The 16,427-nt window shown below is 61.1% G+C and carries 14 protein-coding genes and 3 pseudogenes; 5 read left to right on the top strand and 12 right to left on the bottom strand.

The annotated features are described in order from the left end of the window. Positions 1 to 155: 155 nt before the first annotated feature. On the bottom strand, positions 156 to 1,466 hold the full coding sequence (locus MF410_RS07895; RefSeq protein ID WP_097628872.1) for an epoxide hydrolase family protein: 1,311 nt from the start codon (positions 1,464 to 1,466) through the stop codon (positions 156 to 158). Between the two features lie 354 nt (positions 1,467 to 1,820). On the opposite strand from MF410_RS07895, the gene MF410_RS07890 reads away from it, so the two are divergent. Then, positions 1,821 to 2,771 carry an alpha/beta hydrolase gene (locus tag MF410_RS07890; protein WP_097628871.1) on the top strand — a complete coding sequence of 317 codons (951 nt, stop codon included), beginning with the start codon at positions 1,821 to 1,823 and terminating at the stop codon, positions 2,769 to 2,771. Positions 2,772 to 2,778: 7 nt separating this feature from the next. Here MF410_RS07890 and MF410_RS07885 read toward each other — a convergent pair whose 3' ends face one another. Next, positions 2,779 to 3,672, bottom strand: coding sequence for a LysR family transcriptional regulator (locus MF410_RS07885; RefSeq protein ID WP_097628870.1), 894 nt, complete (start codon positions 3,670 to 3,672; stop codon positions 2,779 to 2,781). Between the two features lie 78 nt (positions 3,673 to 3,750). Further along, positions 3,751 to 4,443, bottom strand: a complete 693-nt coding sequence (locus MF410_RS07880; RefSeq protein ID WP_097628869.1) for a DUF599 family protein — start codon at positions 4,441 to 4,443, stop codon at positions 3,751 to 3,753. 270 nt (positions 4,444 to 4,713) lie between these two features. Between MF410_RS07880 and MF410_RS07875 the strand changes: the two are divergent. Continuing rightward, positions 4,714 to 5,203 (top strand): annotated as a pseudogene (locus tag MF410_RS07875) (PAS domain-containing protein). Positions 5,204 to 5,263: 60 nt separating this feature from the next. Here the strand turns inward: MF410_RS07875 and MF410_RS07870 are convergent. Continuing rightward, positions 5,264 to 5,641, bottom strand: a complete 378-nt coding sequence (locus MF410_RS07870; protein WP_097628867.1) for a hypothetical protein — start codon at positions 5,639 to 5,641, stop codon at positions 5,264 to 5,266. A 79-nt stretch (positions 5,642 to 5,720) separates the two neighbouring features. Then, positions 5,721 to 6,380 carry a hypothetical protein gene (locus MF410_RS07865; RefSeq protein WP_097628866.1) on the bottom strand — a complete coding sequence of 220 codons (660 nt, stop codon included), beginning with the start codon at positions 6,378 to 6,380 and terminating at the stop codon, positions 5,721 to 5,723. A gap of 289 nt (positions 6,381 to 6,669) precedes the next feature. Here MF410_RS07865 and MF410_RS07860 point away from each other — a divergent pair, with 289 nt between their 5' ends. Then, complete coding sequence (locus tag MF410_RS07860) at positions 6,670 to 7,278, top strand: TerC family protein (protein ID WP_097628865.1); 609 nt, start codon at positions 6,670 to 6,672, stop codon at positions 7,276 to 7,278. A 30-nt stretch (positions 7,279 to 7,308) separates the two neighbouring features. Here MF410_RS07860 and MF410_RS07855 read toward each other — a convergent pair whose 3' ends face one another. From MF410_RS07855 to metG, 3 genes and pseudogenes are all read right to left on the bottom strand, one after another. Next, complete coding sequence (locus MF410_RS07855) at positions 7,309 to 8,133, bottom strand: MBL fold metallo-hydrolase (protein WP_097628864.1); 825 nt, start codon at positions 8,131 to 8,133, stop codon at positions 7,309 to 7,311. A 4-nt stretch (positions 8,134 to 8,137) separates the two neighbouring features. Beyond that, positions 8,138 to 8,920, bottom strand: coding sequence for a TatD family hydrolase (locus MF410_RS07850; protein ID WP_097628863.1), 783 nt, complete (start codon positions 8,918 to 8,920; stop codon positions 8,138 to 8,140). Positions 8,921 to 8,924: 4 nt separating this feature from the next. Then, positions 8,925 to 10,476 (bottom strand): annotated as a pseudogene (metG, locus tag MF410_RS07845) (methionine--tRNA ligase). A 235-nt stretch (positions 10,477 to 10,711) separates the two neighbouring features. Here metG and MF410_RS07840 point away from each other — a divergent pair. Beyond that, positions 10,712 to 11,500 (top strand): sulfite exporter TauE/SafE family protein, encoded by a 789-nt coding sequence (locus MF410_RS07840; RefSeq protein WP_003586405.1) that lies wholly within the window; start codon positions 10,712 to 10,714, stop codon positions 11,498 to 11,500. Positions 11,501 to 11,519: 19 nt separating this feature from the next. On the opposite strand, the pseudogene MF410_RS07835 reads toward MF410_RS07840, so the two are convergent. The 4 genes and pseudogenes from MF410_RS07835 to MF410_RS07820 form a co-directional block, all read right to left on the bottom strand. Next, positions 11,520 to 12,544, bottom strand: a pseudogene (locus MF410_RS07835) (DNA polymerase III subunit delta'). Positions 12,545 to 12,552: 8 nt separating this feature from the next. Then, on the bottom strand, positions 12,553 to 13,233 hold the full coding sequence (gene tmk, locus MF410_RS07830) for a dTMP kinase (protein ID WP_097628860.1): 681 nt from the start codon (positions 13,231 to 13,233) through the stop codon (positions 12,553 to 12,555). Between the two features lie 132 nt (positions 13,234 to 13,365). After that, positions 13,366 to 14,523: a D-alanyl-D-alanine carboxypeptidase family protein gene (locus MF410_RS07825; protein WP_275593032.1), complete on the bottom strand. Its 1,158-nt coding sequence runs from the start codon at positions 14,521 to 14,523 to the stop codon at positions 13,366 to 13,368. Between the two features lie 164 nt (positions 14,524 to 14,687). Next, the gene (locus MF410_RS07820) at positions 14,688 to 15,782 is read right to left on the bottom strand and encodes a septal ring lytic transglycosylase RlpA family protein (protein ID WP_097628859.1); all 1,095 of its coding nucleotides are present in this window, start codon (positions 15,780 to 15,782) and stop codon (positions 14,688 to 14,690) included. A 392-nt stretch (positions 15,783 to 16,174) separates the two neighbouring features. Here MF410_RS07820 and MF410_RS07815 point away from each other — a divergent pair, with 392 nt between their 5' ends. After that, a complete protein-coding gene (locus MF410_RS07815) occupies positions 16,175 to 16,378 on the top strand; it encodes a hypothetical protein (RefSeq protein ID WP_097628858.1) in 204 nt (67 codons plus the stop codon). Positions 16,379 to 16,427 lie beyond the last annotated feature (49 nt).

The raw sequence follows: 16,427 nt of genomic DNA, 5'->3' as shown, positions 1-16,427 counted from the left end.
ATAGCCCTGGTCCCCAAGAAGCTGGCGTTGTTTCTAGCAACTTCGGACGTTGTGAAGCGTTGCGTAATCGACGTCAATCGACGACCTGTCTGGCGGGCGTAAAGCTCGCCGTGCCGCCGCCCCTGAAAACACGCCGGTCGGTTAACGGCGGTTGCTCATGATCGCACCGTTTTGAACCCTGCCCTGATCTCCTGACTGAAGAGTTCCGGCTCCTCCCAGGCCGCGAAGTGGCCGCCCGTGGGCGCGCGGTTATAGTAGACCAGCTTCGGATAGGCCTTCGACAACCAGTGCTTTGGCGGTTTGTAGACCTCTCCGGGGAATATGGTGACGGCGACCGGCACTTTGACCTCCGTGAGCTTTGCGCCCGCCATGGCGTTTTCGAAATAGATGCGGCCACTCGAGGGGCCGGTGTTCGTCAGCCAGTACAGCGTGATATTGTCGAGGATGACATCCTTGCCAAGCGCCTGTTCCGGATCGCCTCGGGTGAACACCCAGTCGGCGATCTTGTCGTAAAGCCAGGCGGCAAGGCCAACTGGCGAATCCGCAATGCCGTAACCGACTGTCTCCGGACGTGTGCTCATGATCGCGGCATAGCCGAAGCCGTTGTTGAGGAAGTTCCGCGCCTCATCGAAGACGACCTTCTCGTCCGCAGACAGATTGTCGGGAGCCGGCCCTCCATTTTTAAGAGCCTGGGCTGCATCCGATGGGAACGTCGTGGCCCGCTCGATCCTGTTGACATGGATGGCGAGCAGCCCATCGGGTGCCTGGCGACCCAGGGCGTCGCTGATGATGGCGCCCCAGTCGCCGCCTTGCGCGACATAGCGGTCATAGTCGAGCCGTTTCATCAGCACGTCCCAGGCAGCCGCTATCCGCTGCGGGTTCCAACCCGTCGTCGACGGCTTCCCGGAGAAACCGAATCCCGGGATCGAAGGGATCACCAGGTGGAAGGCATCCTCGGCCGTACCGCCATGCGCCGTCGGGTCCGTGAGCGGCCCGATGACATCGAGCAGTTCGAACACCGAACCCGGCCAGCCATGGGTCATGATCAGCGGCAGCGCGTTTTCATGACGGGAACGGACATGGATGAAATGGATGTCCACACCGTCGATATTGGTGAGAAAATGCGGAAAGGCATTCAGCCTGCTCTCTGCCTTGCGCCAGTCGTAGGAGGCCTGCCAGTAGGCCACCAGCTCCTTCAGCCTGTCGGGCTCAACACCCTGCGAACGATCCGTGACGGTTTCACCGTCGGGCCATCGGGTTTCGGCAAGTCGCCGCCTGAGGTCCGTCAGCGCTGCCTCGGGGATCTCGGCCTTGAACGGTCGGATCTCTCCGATGGTTGCGCCGATGACGTCGGCGGCTTCCGACACCAGCGGAAGCAGAACGGCGGATAAGCCGGCCGCGGCACCCGATGACAGCAGCGTGCGTCGCGATAGAAGCCTTTGGTTCAAAGAGGTCAGCAGTGCCATGACGTGTGTCCTTTCATGACAATGAGAGTCAACGGACAGGTTCGGCAAGGGGTGCCATTGGTGACCGCATAGGGTTCAATGTGATGTCAGTCATATCAGTTCTTCCTTATGTTGTCGCCGCTGCGCTCCGCCATCCCCCGCGAGCTGTCTCAAATCGGCGGCTGGTGATTATTTGGGTGGCGCGACGCAGGGCCGGCACCCGGAGAAACTGAGAGGCAGCCTCTCGTTGGAAACTCAGCCTTGGCCAGCGCCGTCACAGCGACCACGATCAAGAGGCTGCCTCTCAATTTTTCCAGCTACTGCGCGGTGACGGCGTGGCTACTTATGGACCTGTCGTTCAGGAAAGGAACTCACATGTCCGAAGACAAAACCGAAAATAGGGCTGCATCGGCCGCAGCCACGCCATCCCTCCCCGTCGGAAAAATCTTCGCGTCCGCTGAAGCCCAGCACGGTGACGTTGATTTCATCAAGGTCGACGAGATGCTCACGCTGAGGAGAATGATTGTTCGCGCGCCGGCGCCAAAAGGCACCGTGCTTTTCCTGCACGGGTTTCCGGAAACGCTGTTGGTCTGGAGGGACATTGCGAGCACGCTTGCTCGCGACTACGACGTCCACGCCTTTGATTGGCCGGGCTACGGCCAGTCGTCGCGCCCCGCGTTGCAATGGTTTTCCTATGCGCCCCAGGACTACGCGGCGGTGTTGAAGGCCTATATCGAGACGGCAGGCATCGACCGTTCGAACCTCGTGATCTATGCGACCGATATTGCCGCCCTCCCCGTTTTGCTGCTTGCTCTCGATGAGCCGGCGATCGCCAGGCGGATCATCGTCGGAGACTTCGCGCCATTCGACCGGCCGCAATACATGTGGGAGAACCTGCAGAATCTCAAAGCCGAGCCGACGGCCTCGCCGACCCGCGCCTATATGAACAAGACAAGCGACGAGATCCTTCAGAACGTGCACAGGCGCGGCCTGTCGCCGGCGGAACAATTCGATCTGCCGACCGACGTTCAGCAGGACTTGGTCCGTTCGTGGAACTTGGGCGGAATGACGTCGGCGGACGCCTTTGCCCATTACTACGCTCATTTCACGCGCGACCAGAACGTCCTCGAGGCCAACCTTGACCGGTTGAAGACGCCGGTCAAAGTCATCTGGGGCGAAAAGGACCTCTACATCAACAAGGAAATGGGCATCGAATTCGCCGCCAGGATCGGTGTTGAAATCAATATCCTGCCGGGTATCGGCCACTTTCCCCATCTGCAGAATGCGAAACAGACGGTTGAAGAAATCCGCGCATCATTCGGATAATGTTTTATTATCGTCGTTCTGATAGCGCGCGCAACCGGGGTAGAGCCCAGTCGACAAACGCGCGTACCTTCAGCGCCAGAATCCCCTGGCGAGCGTAAACGATATGAATAGGCTGCGGCGGTCCATCGAAATCCCGCAGGATGGGCACCAGCGCGCCCGACGCCAGCTGGTCGGGAACCTGGTAGTCGAAGAGCCGCGCGATCCCCGCTCCGCCGACGGCCGCCGCGACGCAGTTCGCCGCGGTATTCACTTCCAGCCGGTTGCGAGGCATCGCCTCGATCGGCTTTCCCTCAACGTCGAATGTCCAGAAGAATGCCGGCTTGTTGAAGAAGATCCCGTCGCGATCGACGAGATCGCCTGGGCGCTGAGGTTCGCCATGCCGCGCGAGATAGGCAGGGCTCGCGCAGGTCAGCAGGCGGAATTCGCCGGTTTTGACCGCATGGAGGGAACTGTCGGCAAGGTCGCCGAGACGGATCGCGATATCCACCAGCTCGGACACAAGATCAACCGTGCGGTCGAGCGACAGGAGCTTCAGCGACACCTCCGGATATTTGTCCATGAAGCTCAGCGCGACGGGCAGCACATACCGGCTCCCATATTCGATCGGCATCGTGATCGTGAGCGCGCCTCTGGGCGTCTGGTATTCGCCCGACGCCCTTCGCTCCGCCTCATCGAGATCCGCAATGATCTTTCGGGCGGCGTCGACATAGTCGCGGCCGGCGTCGGTGAGCTGAAGATTGCGGCTGGTGCGGACGATGAGGTTTGCGCCGAGATGGCGTTCAAGCTCGGCCACCTTGCGGCTGACGCTGGGCAAAGGCGCGTTCAGCCGCCTGCTGCCGGCCGAGATGCTTCCGGCGTCGACAACGGCCAGCAATATGCGCATCGCTTCGAGACGATCCATTGGCACCCGACCGTAAGATATCGCTTCTGCTCATCATCGGCCGGCAGACTATGACGTTGCCCAGAACCGCAGGCAATCCTAATCCAGCAGCCTGCGTATGGCCATGATCCCCTTTGCAGCATCCGACCAGGATTGACGCCAGATCAAAACGCCGACGCTGAGGATGGCTGCGACAATGAAGGGGATCGGCCCGATGAACCAGAAGGCGGCAGCGACGGTGAAGTAGTAGGATCGGACGCCGACGCTGAACGAGCGAAGAGCCGGGTTCAAGACCAGAGTGAGCGCGTTTGTCCAGCTGACGATGTCCCTGTCTTCATCGCGCGACGGACTCGCCCCGATCGCCGCAAGGCAATAGTTGATCTGTCGGACCGCCCATATGAAATCGGACAGGCCGCGCAGCAGCGTCGCCATGATCAGGAGCACCTTGCACTGGAAGAACCAGGCGGGATCCTGCGCCGCAAACAGCGCGATCAGCCCGCCGCCCGATCCATAATTCGGCTCCATGAACAGCGCACCGCTGAGCCCGACGATGACGATGAGGTTGGCAGATCCGAAGAAGGATGCCGAATTGATCGTATGCCCGAGGATCGCCGCGTCGCCGATGAAGTTATTGTCTCGGGTCAGCACCTCGCGCATCCAGGCCGCGCGAATGCGCACCATGTCGACGGAAAGGCTGTCGTTTCGCCGCGGCCACCCTATTGCCATCAAAGGCTCGAGTGCCACCCAGACGAGAAGGAAGAATACGATCGCCGCGACGTTCAAAAAATCCATGGTGTCCCCCGAATTGAATGGCGTTTTTCCGAACACTACGTCGAGCGAACGGCGGCTCCAAGCGTCAATCGCCGTCCGCGGCTTCCTTTGGTGCGCAAGGGCGGGAGGCCGCTACCGGCTGCGCGTCGCGAGCTTGTACGGCGGTCTCAAGCCGCATGCACGAGCAAGATTGGAAACGTCGATATTGCGTCCCATTGAAAGGCGACTAAGATTGGGTGTCACCAGCCGCGTGACGTGGTCAACCGGCAGGTCAGACTTGGGGATACGGGAATGGACCTTGCCGAAGAGCCTGGCATCTTCACGTGGGACTTGGCGACCGACACGGTTTACGCGGATTCGGCACTAGCGAACCTCTTTGGGCTTGATCCGGAGCAGACCATCGCGGGGCTGCCGATCATAAAATATCTCGACAGGATTCATCCGGACGACAAGCCATCCGTGGCCAAGGCGATTTCAGAACTCGGTGGTGACAGGAGATCCCTACCGCCATGACTATCGGGTATTTGATCGAAGCGGACAAATCGTAGCCGTGGCCGCCTTCGGCCGCTGCTTCAGGGATGCAGCCGGAAACCCATCGCACTATGCGGGCATCGTCTTTCGGACGAATGATCAAAGCCAGCAAGACGAATTGTCTGCGCATTGCAGCGCGGCGCTCAAAATTGCGAGGTCATCCGGGCTGCAGGCGACGGCCGACGCGCTTGAGGCGATTCTGAAAGAGCTTGCGACGCCGATGGCTTCCGGCATCGCGCCGCTTCATTGATTTTCTTCGACGCATCGAGCGACGCGCCTGCCCTTGTGCAGCGATTTCAAAGCTCGCCGGTCAACGCCATCTCGCCTCGGAGAGATGACTGGGAAATCCGGCAAGCATGACCCCCAGCGGCACATTTCGAACCAGCCTGGCTGCAATGAAGGTTGCGCAGATCGCTGCGGCAAGCTTCGCCCAGGGATAGCTGCCAAGTTGGACATGGGCGTTTGCATCAACCGATGTGGCCTTTGCCTTCAGCGCCGCCTCCGCGTCCTCGCGCAGCATGCCTATCCGAGCCTTCAGCAGCCTGAGTTCCTGCTGCAGGCCGCTCAAATCTTCGTCGACTTTTTCACGCGTGCTTACAACGGCGGCATCGGCAAAAGGCGGTTCACCTTCGGCGATCAGTTCATCGGGGTCAGGAAGGCGGCCGTCGCGATTGATGGATGATTGCATGGACATATCCTCAAATAAAGAAGCGGGATGAGATGAAGGCCCGGCATCGCGGCCGCGCCTTCCAATGCAGGTCAGAGGATCAGTGGTCGCGCCGGAAACCCTGGCTTTGCTGCGATCCGCCCTGCGACTGGTTCTGCGATTGGCGATTGGCATCGTCCGACGGCGTGGGGGCGCTATAAGTGTAGGCACGCACCTTGGCGCTTCCATGCACGGTGTCGCGCGTCGCTACGGGGCGCGTATCGTCGAATGCACTCTCGGACACGGCGAGGTCTTCCGATGCTTTGCCGCCGGAGGGTTTGCCGGCAAAACCGGTATTGGACGCGCCTTGTTGCCTGTCTTCCAGCGACCAGAGGTCCGCCCGCTCGTCCATGTCTATGCTGCCCTCGTCGTCCAGAATATCGTGGACGGTCTCATAGAGCGCGTCATCGATATCGTTGACCTGAACGAGGAAGCCGCCTCGCCGCAACCCCTCTGCGTAGACCGCACGATCCTCGTCGGGAAAGAAGAAGTCGGCCAGCGCGTCGAAGAAGCCGCCGCGGTCGTCGCTCATGGCGCCGGCGGTTTTTTCGTCCGCCTCGTAGCCTGGCATCAACCTTATTCTCGCAACCGGCACGCCCGCGTCTTCAAGACGGGAGACGGCGGATTCGGCTTGCGATCGGTTGTCGAAAAATGCGGTGAGGCTGCTGCCCCCTGTCGGGCCGGAGAAGGCTGGATTGGTATCGTGGTAAATGCTGCTCACGGGAAATCTCCTCTCGATGCATAGACCCACGCCGCGGATCCGGCGGCTGGTTTCCTGATCAGAAAAACAGGTGGGCGAATGGAATGTTCCAAGCCAATGCGTGGGCAGGCGATAGCGGCTTCAGTCGCACCGGCCGCCCCCCACATTGGCGGCTCACCGATATCAAAATGAGGAACGGTTTGGCATCGAGGATCGTTGTCCCGCGCCACCGCAATTCAAGGCGCTCTAGCGGTTGACGTCAAACCGTCGAGACGCTAGCACGGCTTTTGACGCATTGGGGATATTTCATATGGACATCTTTACGGCAGCCGGTCTAACGGCTTTGCTGCAGGTCATTGCTATCGACCTCGTTCTTGCCGGCGACAACGCCGTGGTTATCGGTCTCGCTGCTGCCGGGCTTGAGGCCACGCAGCGCCGAAAGGCGATCATCGTCGGCATAGCAGCCGCGACCGTCCTGCGTATTCTCTTTGCCAGCGTTGCCGTCTATCTCTTGGCGATCGTCGGCCTGCTGCTGGCCGGCGGACTTCTGCTCCTCTGGGTCTGCTGGAAGATGTGGCGCGAGCTTCGCGCCGGCCATGGCGACAACCATGACGCGGCGGGCGCCGAGGGGGCGCCGAAAAAGACCTTTTTCCAGGCGGCGACCCAGATCGTCATTGCCGACGTCTCCATGTCGCTCGACAACGTGCTCGCCGTTGCCGGGGCGGCGCGCGAACACCCAAGCGTGCTGATCATCGGCCTTGCCCTGTCGATCGCGCTGATGGGCATCGCCGCCAATCTGATCGCCCGGTTGCTCAACAACCATCGCTGGATCGCCTATGTCGGCTTGCTGATCATCCTCTACGTTTCGCTCGACATGATCTATCGCGGCGCCGTCGAGATTATGCCCTACATGCAGTGATTTCAGGCTCGATTGTCTTTGTGGTCAGGCTTAAGCCCCGATCCTGACTTCGGTTTCGAAACTCATCTGATCATAGGCCGGGACCACATGGTCCGGCGTCTCGGCCATCACAACGTCATAATCGAGCGGCGTGTGCATATGGGTGAGGATCGCCCGTCTCGGCTTTAGCCGGCCAATCCAGTCGAGCGACTGTTCCAGCGACAAATGGCTCGGATGGTAGGTATATTGCAGCGCGTCGATGATCAGCACGTCGAGATTTTGAAGCTTGTCGACGGTCTGGGGCGGGAAGTCGCTGATATCACTGCAATAGGCCACATCGCCGATCCGAAAGCCGAGCGAGTGGATATCGCCATGCTGCTGAATATGCGGATGAAACCGTATCTTGCCGCCGGGGCCGCGGACTTCGACGGGTTCGTCGAGGTTTTCGATGACAACCGGCAGCACGATGGGCGGATAGTTGCTGCCCGGCGGCGTTTCCAGGCAATAGCCGAAGGCTTCGCGCAGCCTGTCCATCGTATATTGGTCGGCAAAGATCGGCACCCGCCGGCGCGTATTGTGAAAATAGCCGCGCAGATCGTCGATGCCATGAATATGGTCCGCGTGCGGATGGCTGTAGAGCACGGCATCGACATGGTCGGCCCCTGCCCTGATCATCTGCTCGCGAAAATCCGGTCCGGTATCGATAACGACGGTGGTGACACCGCCATCCGGCGCAAATTGCTGCACCATGAAAGCGGCGCGTGTGCGCCGGTTCTTCGGATTGTCTGGATTGCAGGCGCCCCAGTCGCCGGTAATGCGTGGCACGCCGGGTGACGACGAACAGCCGAGAATGGTGAAGCGCCGCCGGTAGAGCACCCTCTCAGATCCTCGGCATTTTCGAAAACAGCCGGAAAGCGTTCTCCGTCGTGATCCGTGCGACCTCCGCGTAGGAGAGGCCGATCGTCTCGGCGAGCACCTCGGCCGTGTTGACGACATAGGACGGTTCGTTGCGCTTGCCGCGCCAGCGCTTCGGCGCCAGATACGGCGCATCCGTTTCAACGAGCAGCCGATCCTGCGGGATCGTCTTGGCGATCTCGCGCAGCTCTTCCGATTTCGGGAAGGTCAGGATGCCCGAAAAGGAGACATAGCCGCCGAGTTCGACGCCGATGCGCGCCAGTTCCGGACCTGCCGAGAAGCAGTGCAGGATGAAGGGGAAAGCCCCCTTCCCCGTTTCCTCGGTCAGGATCGCGGCCATGTCCTCATCGGCGCTACGGCTGTGGATGACGAGTGGCAGCTGTGTGGCCCGCGCCGCCGCGATATGGCGGCGAAAACCGGTCTGCTGGTCCTCGGGCTTCTGCGTATCGTAGAAATAATCGAGGCCCGCCTCACCGATCGCCACCACCTTCTCATGGGCGTTGGCAAGGCGCACCAGCTCTTCCGTCTGGATATCCAGCTCTTCGTCGGCATTGTTCGGATGCGTGCCGACCGAGCAGAACACCGAAGGATATTTCTCGGTGATAGCAAGCAGCCGGTCGAGCTTGCGCACCCGCGTCGAAATCGTCACCATCTGCTTGACGCCCGCCTGATGGGCGCGCGTAACGATCTCGTCGCGCTCCGCCTCGAAGTCGGCGAAATCCAGATGGCAATGCGTATCGATCAGCACAGCCTTAAGCCTCCGGAGCCACGTAGCGCGGGAAGACCGGCGCTGGCGCTTCGAGCGGCGTTCCGGCAACCAGACGGCCGGATTCGCCAAGAGCAGCAAAATCGCGCTTGTCTGCAGGTGCCGCGACCAGATCGAGCAGCTTGACCGATGATTGAGGCATGAAGGGCTGCAGCAGGATGGCGATCTGGCGCACGACTTCCGCGGTGACGTAAAGCACAGTGCCCATCCGCGCCGGATCGGTTTTCTTCAGTGCCCAGGGCGCCTGGCCGGCGAAATAACGGTCGGTCTCGGACACGACCGCGATGATCGAGGCAAGCGCCCGGTGGATCTGCTGCTTGCCCATGTCCTCGCGTGTGGAGGCATGCAGCGCGTCGGCCTGTGCCAGCATCGCCTTGTCCTCGTCGGTTAGCGGCCCGCATTCCGGGATCTTGCCGTCGCAGTTCTTGACGATCATCGACAGCGAGCGGCTGGCGAGGTTGCCGATGCCGTTGGCAAGATCGGAGTTGATGCGGATGCCGATCGCCTCTTCGCTATAGCTGCCGTCCTGGCCGAAGGAGACTTCGCGTAGGAAGAAGTAGCGCACCTGGTCAAGGCCGAAATGGTTCACCAGGTTGACAGGATCGACGACATTGCCGAGCGACTTCGACATTTTCTCGCCCTTGTTGAGCAGGAAGCCATGGGCGAAGACCCGCTTCGGCAGCGGCAGCTTTGCCGACATCAGGAAGGCCGGCCAGTAGACGGCATGGAAGCGAATGATGTCCTTGCCGATGATGTGCACATCGGCCGGCCAGTATTTCGCCCGCGTGCCGTTCCTGTCCTCGATATAGCCTGTGGCGGTGATGTAGTTGGTCAGCGCGTCGACCCAGACATACATGACATGGGCGGGATCGTTCGGCACCTTGATGCCCCAGTCAAAGGTCGTGCGCGAGACTGAGAGATCCTTGAGGCCCGATTTGACGAAGGAGATCACCTCGTTGCGGCGCTCGGCCGGGCCGATGAAATCGGGGTTCGCCTCGTAATGGGCGAGCAGCTTCTCCTGGTATTCGGAGAGCTTGAAGAAATAGCTCGCCTCCTCCACCCATTCGACGGGCGTGCCCTGCGGGCCGTAGCGCACGCCGTCGGCGCGCAGTCTCCGTCTCGTTTTCCTGGTAATAGGCCTCGTCGCGCACCGAATACCAGCCGGCATAGCTATCCTTGTAGATGTCGCCATTCTCGGCCATCAGGTTCCAGATGTTGCGCGACGTCTCGTGATGGCGTTCCTGCGTGGTGCGGATGAAGTCGTCATTCGAAGCGTTGAGCAGCTTGGCCATCGCCTGGAATTCACCGGAGTTGCGGTCGGCAAGCGCCTGAGCGGTAATCCCCTCGGCGCGCGCCGTCTGCTGCATCTTCTGGCCGTGTTCGTCTGTGCCGGTCAGGAAGAACACGTCCCTGCCATCCAGGCGCTGGTAGCGCGCCATCGCATCCGTCGCGATCAGCTCATAGGCATGGCCGATATGCGGCTTGCCGTTGGGATAGGAAATCGCGGTGGTGATGTAGAAGGGTGTCTTGTCTGTCATGGCGGCCAATGTCCGGCTTACTCTATAAAAATGGTCAGCCGCTCTTAGCGCATGTCACCGTCAAGCGAAACATCAAGTTTTGCCGCCGCCAATGATTTCCGGGACGCGGGCAGCGGTGAACTTGACTCCGCTTCTGCCGCAATCTACCCGTCATGGAAAAGAGGGCGAGGCAGAACGAAGTGCCAGTTTTCATCTATCCGGTTTGTCGTGGCCGCGCGCCGTCGGAGGCGCTTGATTGACGTTCGAGCCTCTCTATTCACTTTCGGGCTTGTTTGTCGGCGCGCTCGTCGGAATCACCGGCGTTGGCGGCGGTTCACTGATGACACCGCTGCTGGTGCTGCTCTTCGGCGTCCATCCTGCGACCGCCGTCGGCACCGATCTTCTCTATGCGGCGATCACCAAGACTGCCGGCACCGCCGTCCACGGCATGCACGGGCGCGTCAATTGGAAGATCGTCGGCAGTCTCGCAATCGGCAGCGTGCCGGCCGCCCTGCTGATGCTCTGGCTGCTGGCAGGCGTCGATCGCAAAAGCATCGGTGTCACCAATACCATCACCACGGCGCTCGGCTGGCTTCTTGTCATGACCGCGATCATGCTGGTCTTCCGAGGTCCGATACTCGAGCTGGCACGCCGCGCCATCGGCGACCGCACGCCGCCGCAGCCGAGAACCATCCTTGCCCTCACCGTCATTCTCGGATTCCTGCTCGGCGTCCTCGTCACCCTGACCTCTGTCGGTGCCGGCGCGCTGGGTGTGACGATCCTGCTCGTCCTTTATCCCAGGCTCGATGTGCGCGAGATCGTCGGTTCCGATATCGTCCATGCGGTCCCGCTGACCCTGATCGGCGGCACGGGCTACTGGCTGATCGGCGAAATCGACTGGCCGATGCTGTTTGCCCTGCTGATCGGTTCCATCCCGGGCATTATCATCGGCAGCCTCCTGGCGCCGAAGCTGCACGAGCGCACCATCCGCATCGTCCTTGCCGCGACACTCGCCGTCGTCGCCGTCAAGCTGCTGACCGGCTGATCGGAGAACCAGGACGGAACTAGAGACCCGGCTGCTTGATATCGGCGAGAATGCCGATGATCGTCTGTTTGCGGTCGAGGTTATAGGCATCCGAAATGGTCAGCCGTTCGGTGATTTCGGAATAAAGCCGTGCCAGCCGCTCTGCAGCCGCGATCTGCCCCTCGCCTGCCGCTGCGCGTGCCCGGTTCATGATGTCGTCGCCGACATGGCTGACGAAGAAATCGAAGATCGTGTCACTTTCTTTGCCCGAAAGCGCATCGGCCAGCCGATGCATCGCCTTACGGGCCGTCGGCCCTTCGGCCGACAGCATCTCCTCATAGGCGGCAATGATCTCGCCGCCGCCGTAATTCAGCAGTTTCAGCGCCTCGCCGACGCTGCCCTTGGCGGCCGAAAGCACCGCCGCGCCCTCTCCCGATATGCCGAGATGGGCAAGCGCGGCTATGAGCGCATCGTCTGCAAGCGGTGCCAGTTTCAGCGGCAGGCAGCGCGAGCGGATCGTCGGCAGCAATCGTCCCGGCGCATGCGAGAGCACCAGGAACAAGGCCCGCTTCGGCGGTTCTTCCAGGATCTTCAGGATGGCGTTGGCCGCATTGCGGTTCATGTCGTCGGCCGGGTCGATGATGACGATCCGCCAATTGCCAGTGCCTGATGTCTGCGAGAAAAATTTGCCGGCGCGGCGCACCTCGTCGACGGTGATCGCCGACTTTACCTTGCCGGTCTTTTCATCCACCGGCCGGGCGAGATGCAGAAGGTTGTGCGAGGCGCCGGAGGTGATCTGCCGGCTGACGGACGAGGCAGGATCCGGATCGCCGATCGTCTCCGGCGCAGTGGCAGGATCGGGATAGGAGAGTACGTGATTGGCGAAGCGGAAAGCGAGCGTCGCTTTGCCGATGCCCTCAGGCCCCTCTATCAGGATGGCGTGGTGGCCCTTGCCGGACCGATAGGATTGCGCCAGGAAGGCCTCCGCCTCCTCATGGCCGAACAGCCTGGTATTTTCCCCGGCCAGATGGCGCCGTCGAGCAGTCCAGGCCTTTCTTCACTCATAACGGGCTTCACTCATGATGTGCGGCTTCCGGCATGCGCGCACGGCCTGCAGGCGACATGAGCTGCCGGACGATCGCCACGATCTCGGCGGCGATCGCCTCCTCGCTCTGCATGGCGTTGATCACGTGACAGCGCTCCGGCTCGCGGGCGGCGATATCGAGAAAGGCTTCGCGCCTTTTCTCGTGGGTTTCGAGCCGCTCTTTCTCGAAGCGATCGGGAGCGTCGGCGGCGGCGCGTTTCTGCGCCCGCTCCAGCCCGATCTTGGCGGGGATATCGAGGATCACGGTACAATCCGGCATGACGCCGTTAATGGCGATGCGCTGCAGCGTCTCGATGAAATCGGGCTCGAGATTGCCGGTGACGCCCTGGTAGACGCGGGAGGAATCCATGAAACGGTCGCAGAGCACGATCTTGCCGGCAGCCAGTGCGGGGCGAATCACCTCTTCGACATGGTCGTTGCGCGCCGCCGCAAACAGGATAGCCTCCATCCGCGTGCCAAAGGCCTCGGCGGCCCCCGACAGGAGCACGTGGCGCACGGCCTCGGCGCCCGGCGATCCGCCCGGTTCCCGCGTCACCAGCACATCGTGACCGTCGCCCTTCAGCGCCTCGGCGAGGCGGCGGATCTGCGTGGATTTCCCAGCGCCTTCCCCGCCCTCAAACGTAACGAACAATCCCGTACCGGATGACAATGACAACTTCCCGCATTCCAGGCGCCGCACGCGCCTTGCTTCTTCTATCTATCCGAAGACAGCAGGAAGGAAAACCTTTCGACGCGGCGACATATTCACCTTTCCCGGCAAATTGCATCGGAAAGCCGGCGTTCAGCCCGGCGCGGACTTGTCCCACAGCCAGGAGAAGAAAAGCGATTCGCCGAGTTCCAACATGGCGTCAACAGCCCGGCTGCTGAGCGAGCCTTCGCCGACTCCCTGCACTGTATAGAGCGACACTTCCCTGAGCAGCCGGCTGCCCGCGAAAATCCTGAGTGTGCCTGCCTGGGTGTCCGGCGTCACCGGTGCCGTCAGCGGCCAGCGATAAATGATGCGCGCCGACAGCCGGTCGGGATTGCTGATCGGAATATAGACGCTGACCGGCGCCTTGGCTACGAGATCGACGGTGCGCGCCGTGCCGCCATAGACGCTGGCAGCGCCGATCACTTCGTTCTCGGCGAAGATCTGCCGGTTCTCGAAGGCCGTCAGCCCCCATTCGAGCACCCGCTTGGCCTCCTCCGTCCGCTCCTTGTCGGAAGCAATGCCGGCAAGCGCCAGAAACAGCCGTCTGCCGTCCCGCTCAACCGACGCGACGATCGAATAACCCTCGCCCTCGGTAAAGCCGGTTGCCAGCCCGTCGGCGCCGAGATCGAGCCCGAGTAGCGGATTGCGGTTGCGCTGGAAGATCTTGTTCCACTCGAAATCCGGCTGCGCAAAATAGGGGTAGAGGTTCGGATAGGACTTTTGCAGGGCCGTGGCGAGCGTCACCATCTCGCGCGCCGTCACTTTGCTCTTTCCATCGGGAAGACCGGTGGAATTGCCGAACTCGGCTTTTTCCATGCCGAGCTCACGAGCGCGCCGCGTCATCGACTCGGCAAATTGCTGCTCGCTGCCAGCCATGCCTTCGGCGAGGATAATGCAACTGTCATTGGCGCCCTGGATGGCGATCCCCTTGATCAAGTCCTCGACGCGCACGCGCGATTTGAGGCTGGCAAACATCGTTGCCGTCCTCGACGGCGCGCCGCCGGTTCTCCAGGCATATTCGGAAACGGGATATGCGGTATCGAAGGTAATCTGACCCTTCGTCAACGCGTCGAAGACGAGATCCATCGTCATCAGCTTGGCGAGCGAAGCGGGCGAAAAGCCCTGGTCCTCGTTCTTGGCGAGAAGCACCGTGCCGGTGGCGGCCTCGATCATATAGGCCTGCGCCGCCTTGGTGGCGAAACCAGCGGCCCCGCTATCGGCCGCAAGCGCTCCGGTGGTCAACGGGATGAGGCATGCAAGAGCAATTCCAGCAAAAGTCCGTAGCGGTTTTGCGTCCGGAATTGCGGTGAAACAAAGGCGAAGCACAAGCTTCAGCATCAGGCGCTTCCATCGATCGAGCGGCGTGTCGTCAGGAGGTTAGAGTGAGAGGAAATCCGATGCAATCGCCGCGCTCAGCGGGCGGCGAATTTGGCCTGATGACGCTTGGCCGAGGCCAAGATGGACTCCTGCGTCAGCCCGTCATTGCGCGCCATCACCGCGTCAAAGGCGAGATCAACGGTCACCGTCTTCACGTCGTCGTTCTGGTAGCCCAGCGCGAGGGAGCCGAGCGGCCGTTCATAGGGCATAGGACCGATCTCCGGCAGCACGACCATCTGGTCGAAGGCCTGCGAGGCATTGTTGGCGGACGGTACCTGCGGCGCGACCAAGACATGGGCGCCGGGAGCAACAGCGGGCGCCGTATTATAGCGGGCGCTCGGTGTCGAGCCGGCATAGGAAGTCGCCGACATCGGTACCGGCACGTTGGCCGGCGTCTCGTAATCTTCCGAACTCTGCAGCTGGTCGCGGGTGATCTTGCGGCTGTTGGAGGCGACCATCACGCCGGTTGCGATCTGGCCTTCCGGATTGACGCCGGGAATACGGCTGCCCTTCGGCACGTAGGAAGCCATCAGATAGGGCATGTCGTGGCCGTCCATGCGGGCGCGGCCGACATATTGCACGCGCACCTTGCCGGTGCCGCTGTGCTGCAGATCCAGCATGTCAGCCGTCTTGTTCGACAGGTCGATGATGCGACCTTCATGATAGGGGCCGCGATCGTTGACGCGCACGATGACGGAGGAACCGCTTTCGAGATTGGTGACGCGCGCATAGCTCGGCAACGGGAAGGTCGGATGCGCGGCGGAAAGATGCATCTGGTCGTAGACTTCGCCGTTCGCCGTCAGGCGCCCATGAAAGGCCGAGCCATACCAGGAGGCGACGCCGACCTTGTTATAGGCGAAGTCTTCTTTCGGATAATACCACTTGCCCTTCACCTCGTAAGGATTGCCGACGATGTAGCGGCCGCCGCCCTTCGGGATATTATTGCCTGTGGCGACCCGTGGGCTCGCCTTCACGCCATATTCGGATTCGGAGAAATATTCTTTGCCGTGGCCTTTCTTCTTCGGCACGGCCTGGGTCGTGCCGCACGCCGCAACCGTCGCACACATCGCCGATACCGCCAGCCACCGTGCTGTCGTTGCGAAAGACGCCGCCCCGTATCCCAATTTCATATGTCCCACGCCGCTCAAAGATCGTTATGGTTAAGGAACTTTGCCCCATACTGGGCCAATACGCCTTATCCCCGCCCGCCTAACGAGGGTTTAATCTTGCGAAGTTCGTGGCAAATTTACGAACGATTTCGCAGCGATAGTCATAATTCTAGTGATTATGGTTTACAAATCGCTAATGCGAGCCCTGTCCCCCTGCCCTGCCACTGCCGCAAAGAAGCCTGAAATTCCCGTGCCGATGCGGGGCATATAGTAAACATCCGGCCGCTTCAGACGCCCGAAAAGCTCCATATTGAAACGCCGCCGGCACGGCTCCATCGCCGATCTGCCTCGATCCTCTCCGGGAACGAAATGTCCGCGAAAGGCTTTGAAGGTTATGCCTGTGGAGGATCACTATGAACGATGAAACCATAACGCAGCTCGACACTGTGAGCCGGCAGCTGAATGTTCGGGCGCGTGCGCTTTCCCAGCTGGATCAAGAGAGCGACATCGCAATGCTGATGTCGGCACTTGCGGTGACGATGGAAGCGGTTCGCTCTCTCTGCGAGGATATGAACCAGCTCAATGGTCCGAAAGGCCTCGGATCAGACGGAGGCTAGATCTCATGTCTCCGACATAAGTTTCAAAGAGCTTGCCCGGGAACGAGTT

Source organism: Rhizobium sp. C104, assembly GCF_022354505.1.
GTDB lineage: Bacteria > Pseudomonadota > Alphaproteobacteria > Rhizobiales > Rhizobiaceae > Rhizobium > Rhizobium redzepovicii.
The sequence above is the reverse complement of the archived record's forward strand: the minus strand, read 5'-3'. Positions and strand labels throughout refer to the sequence as shown.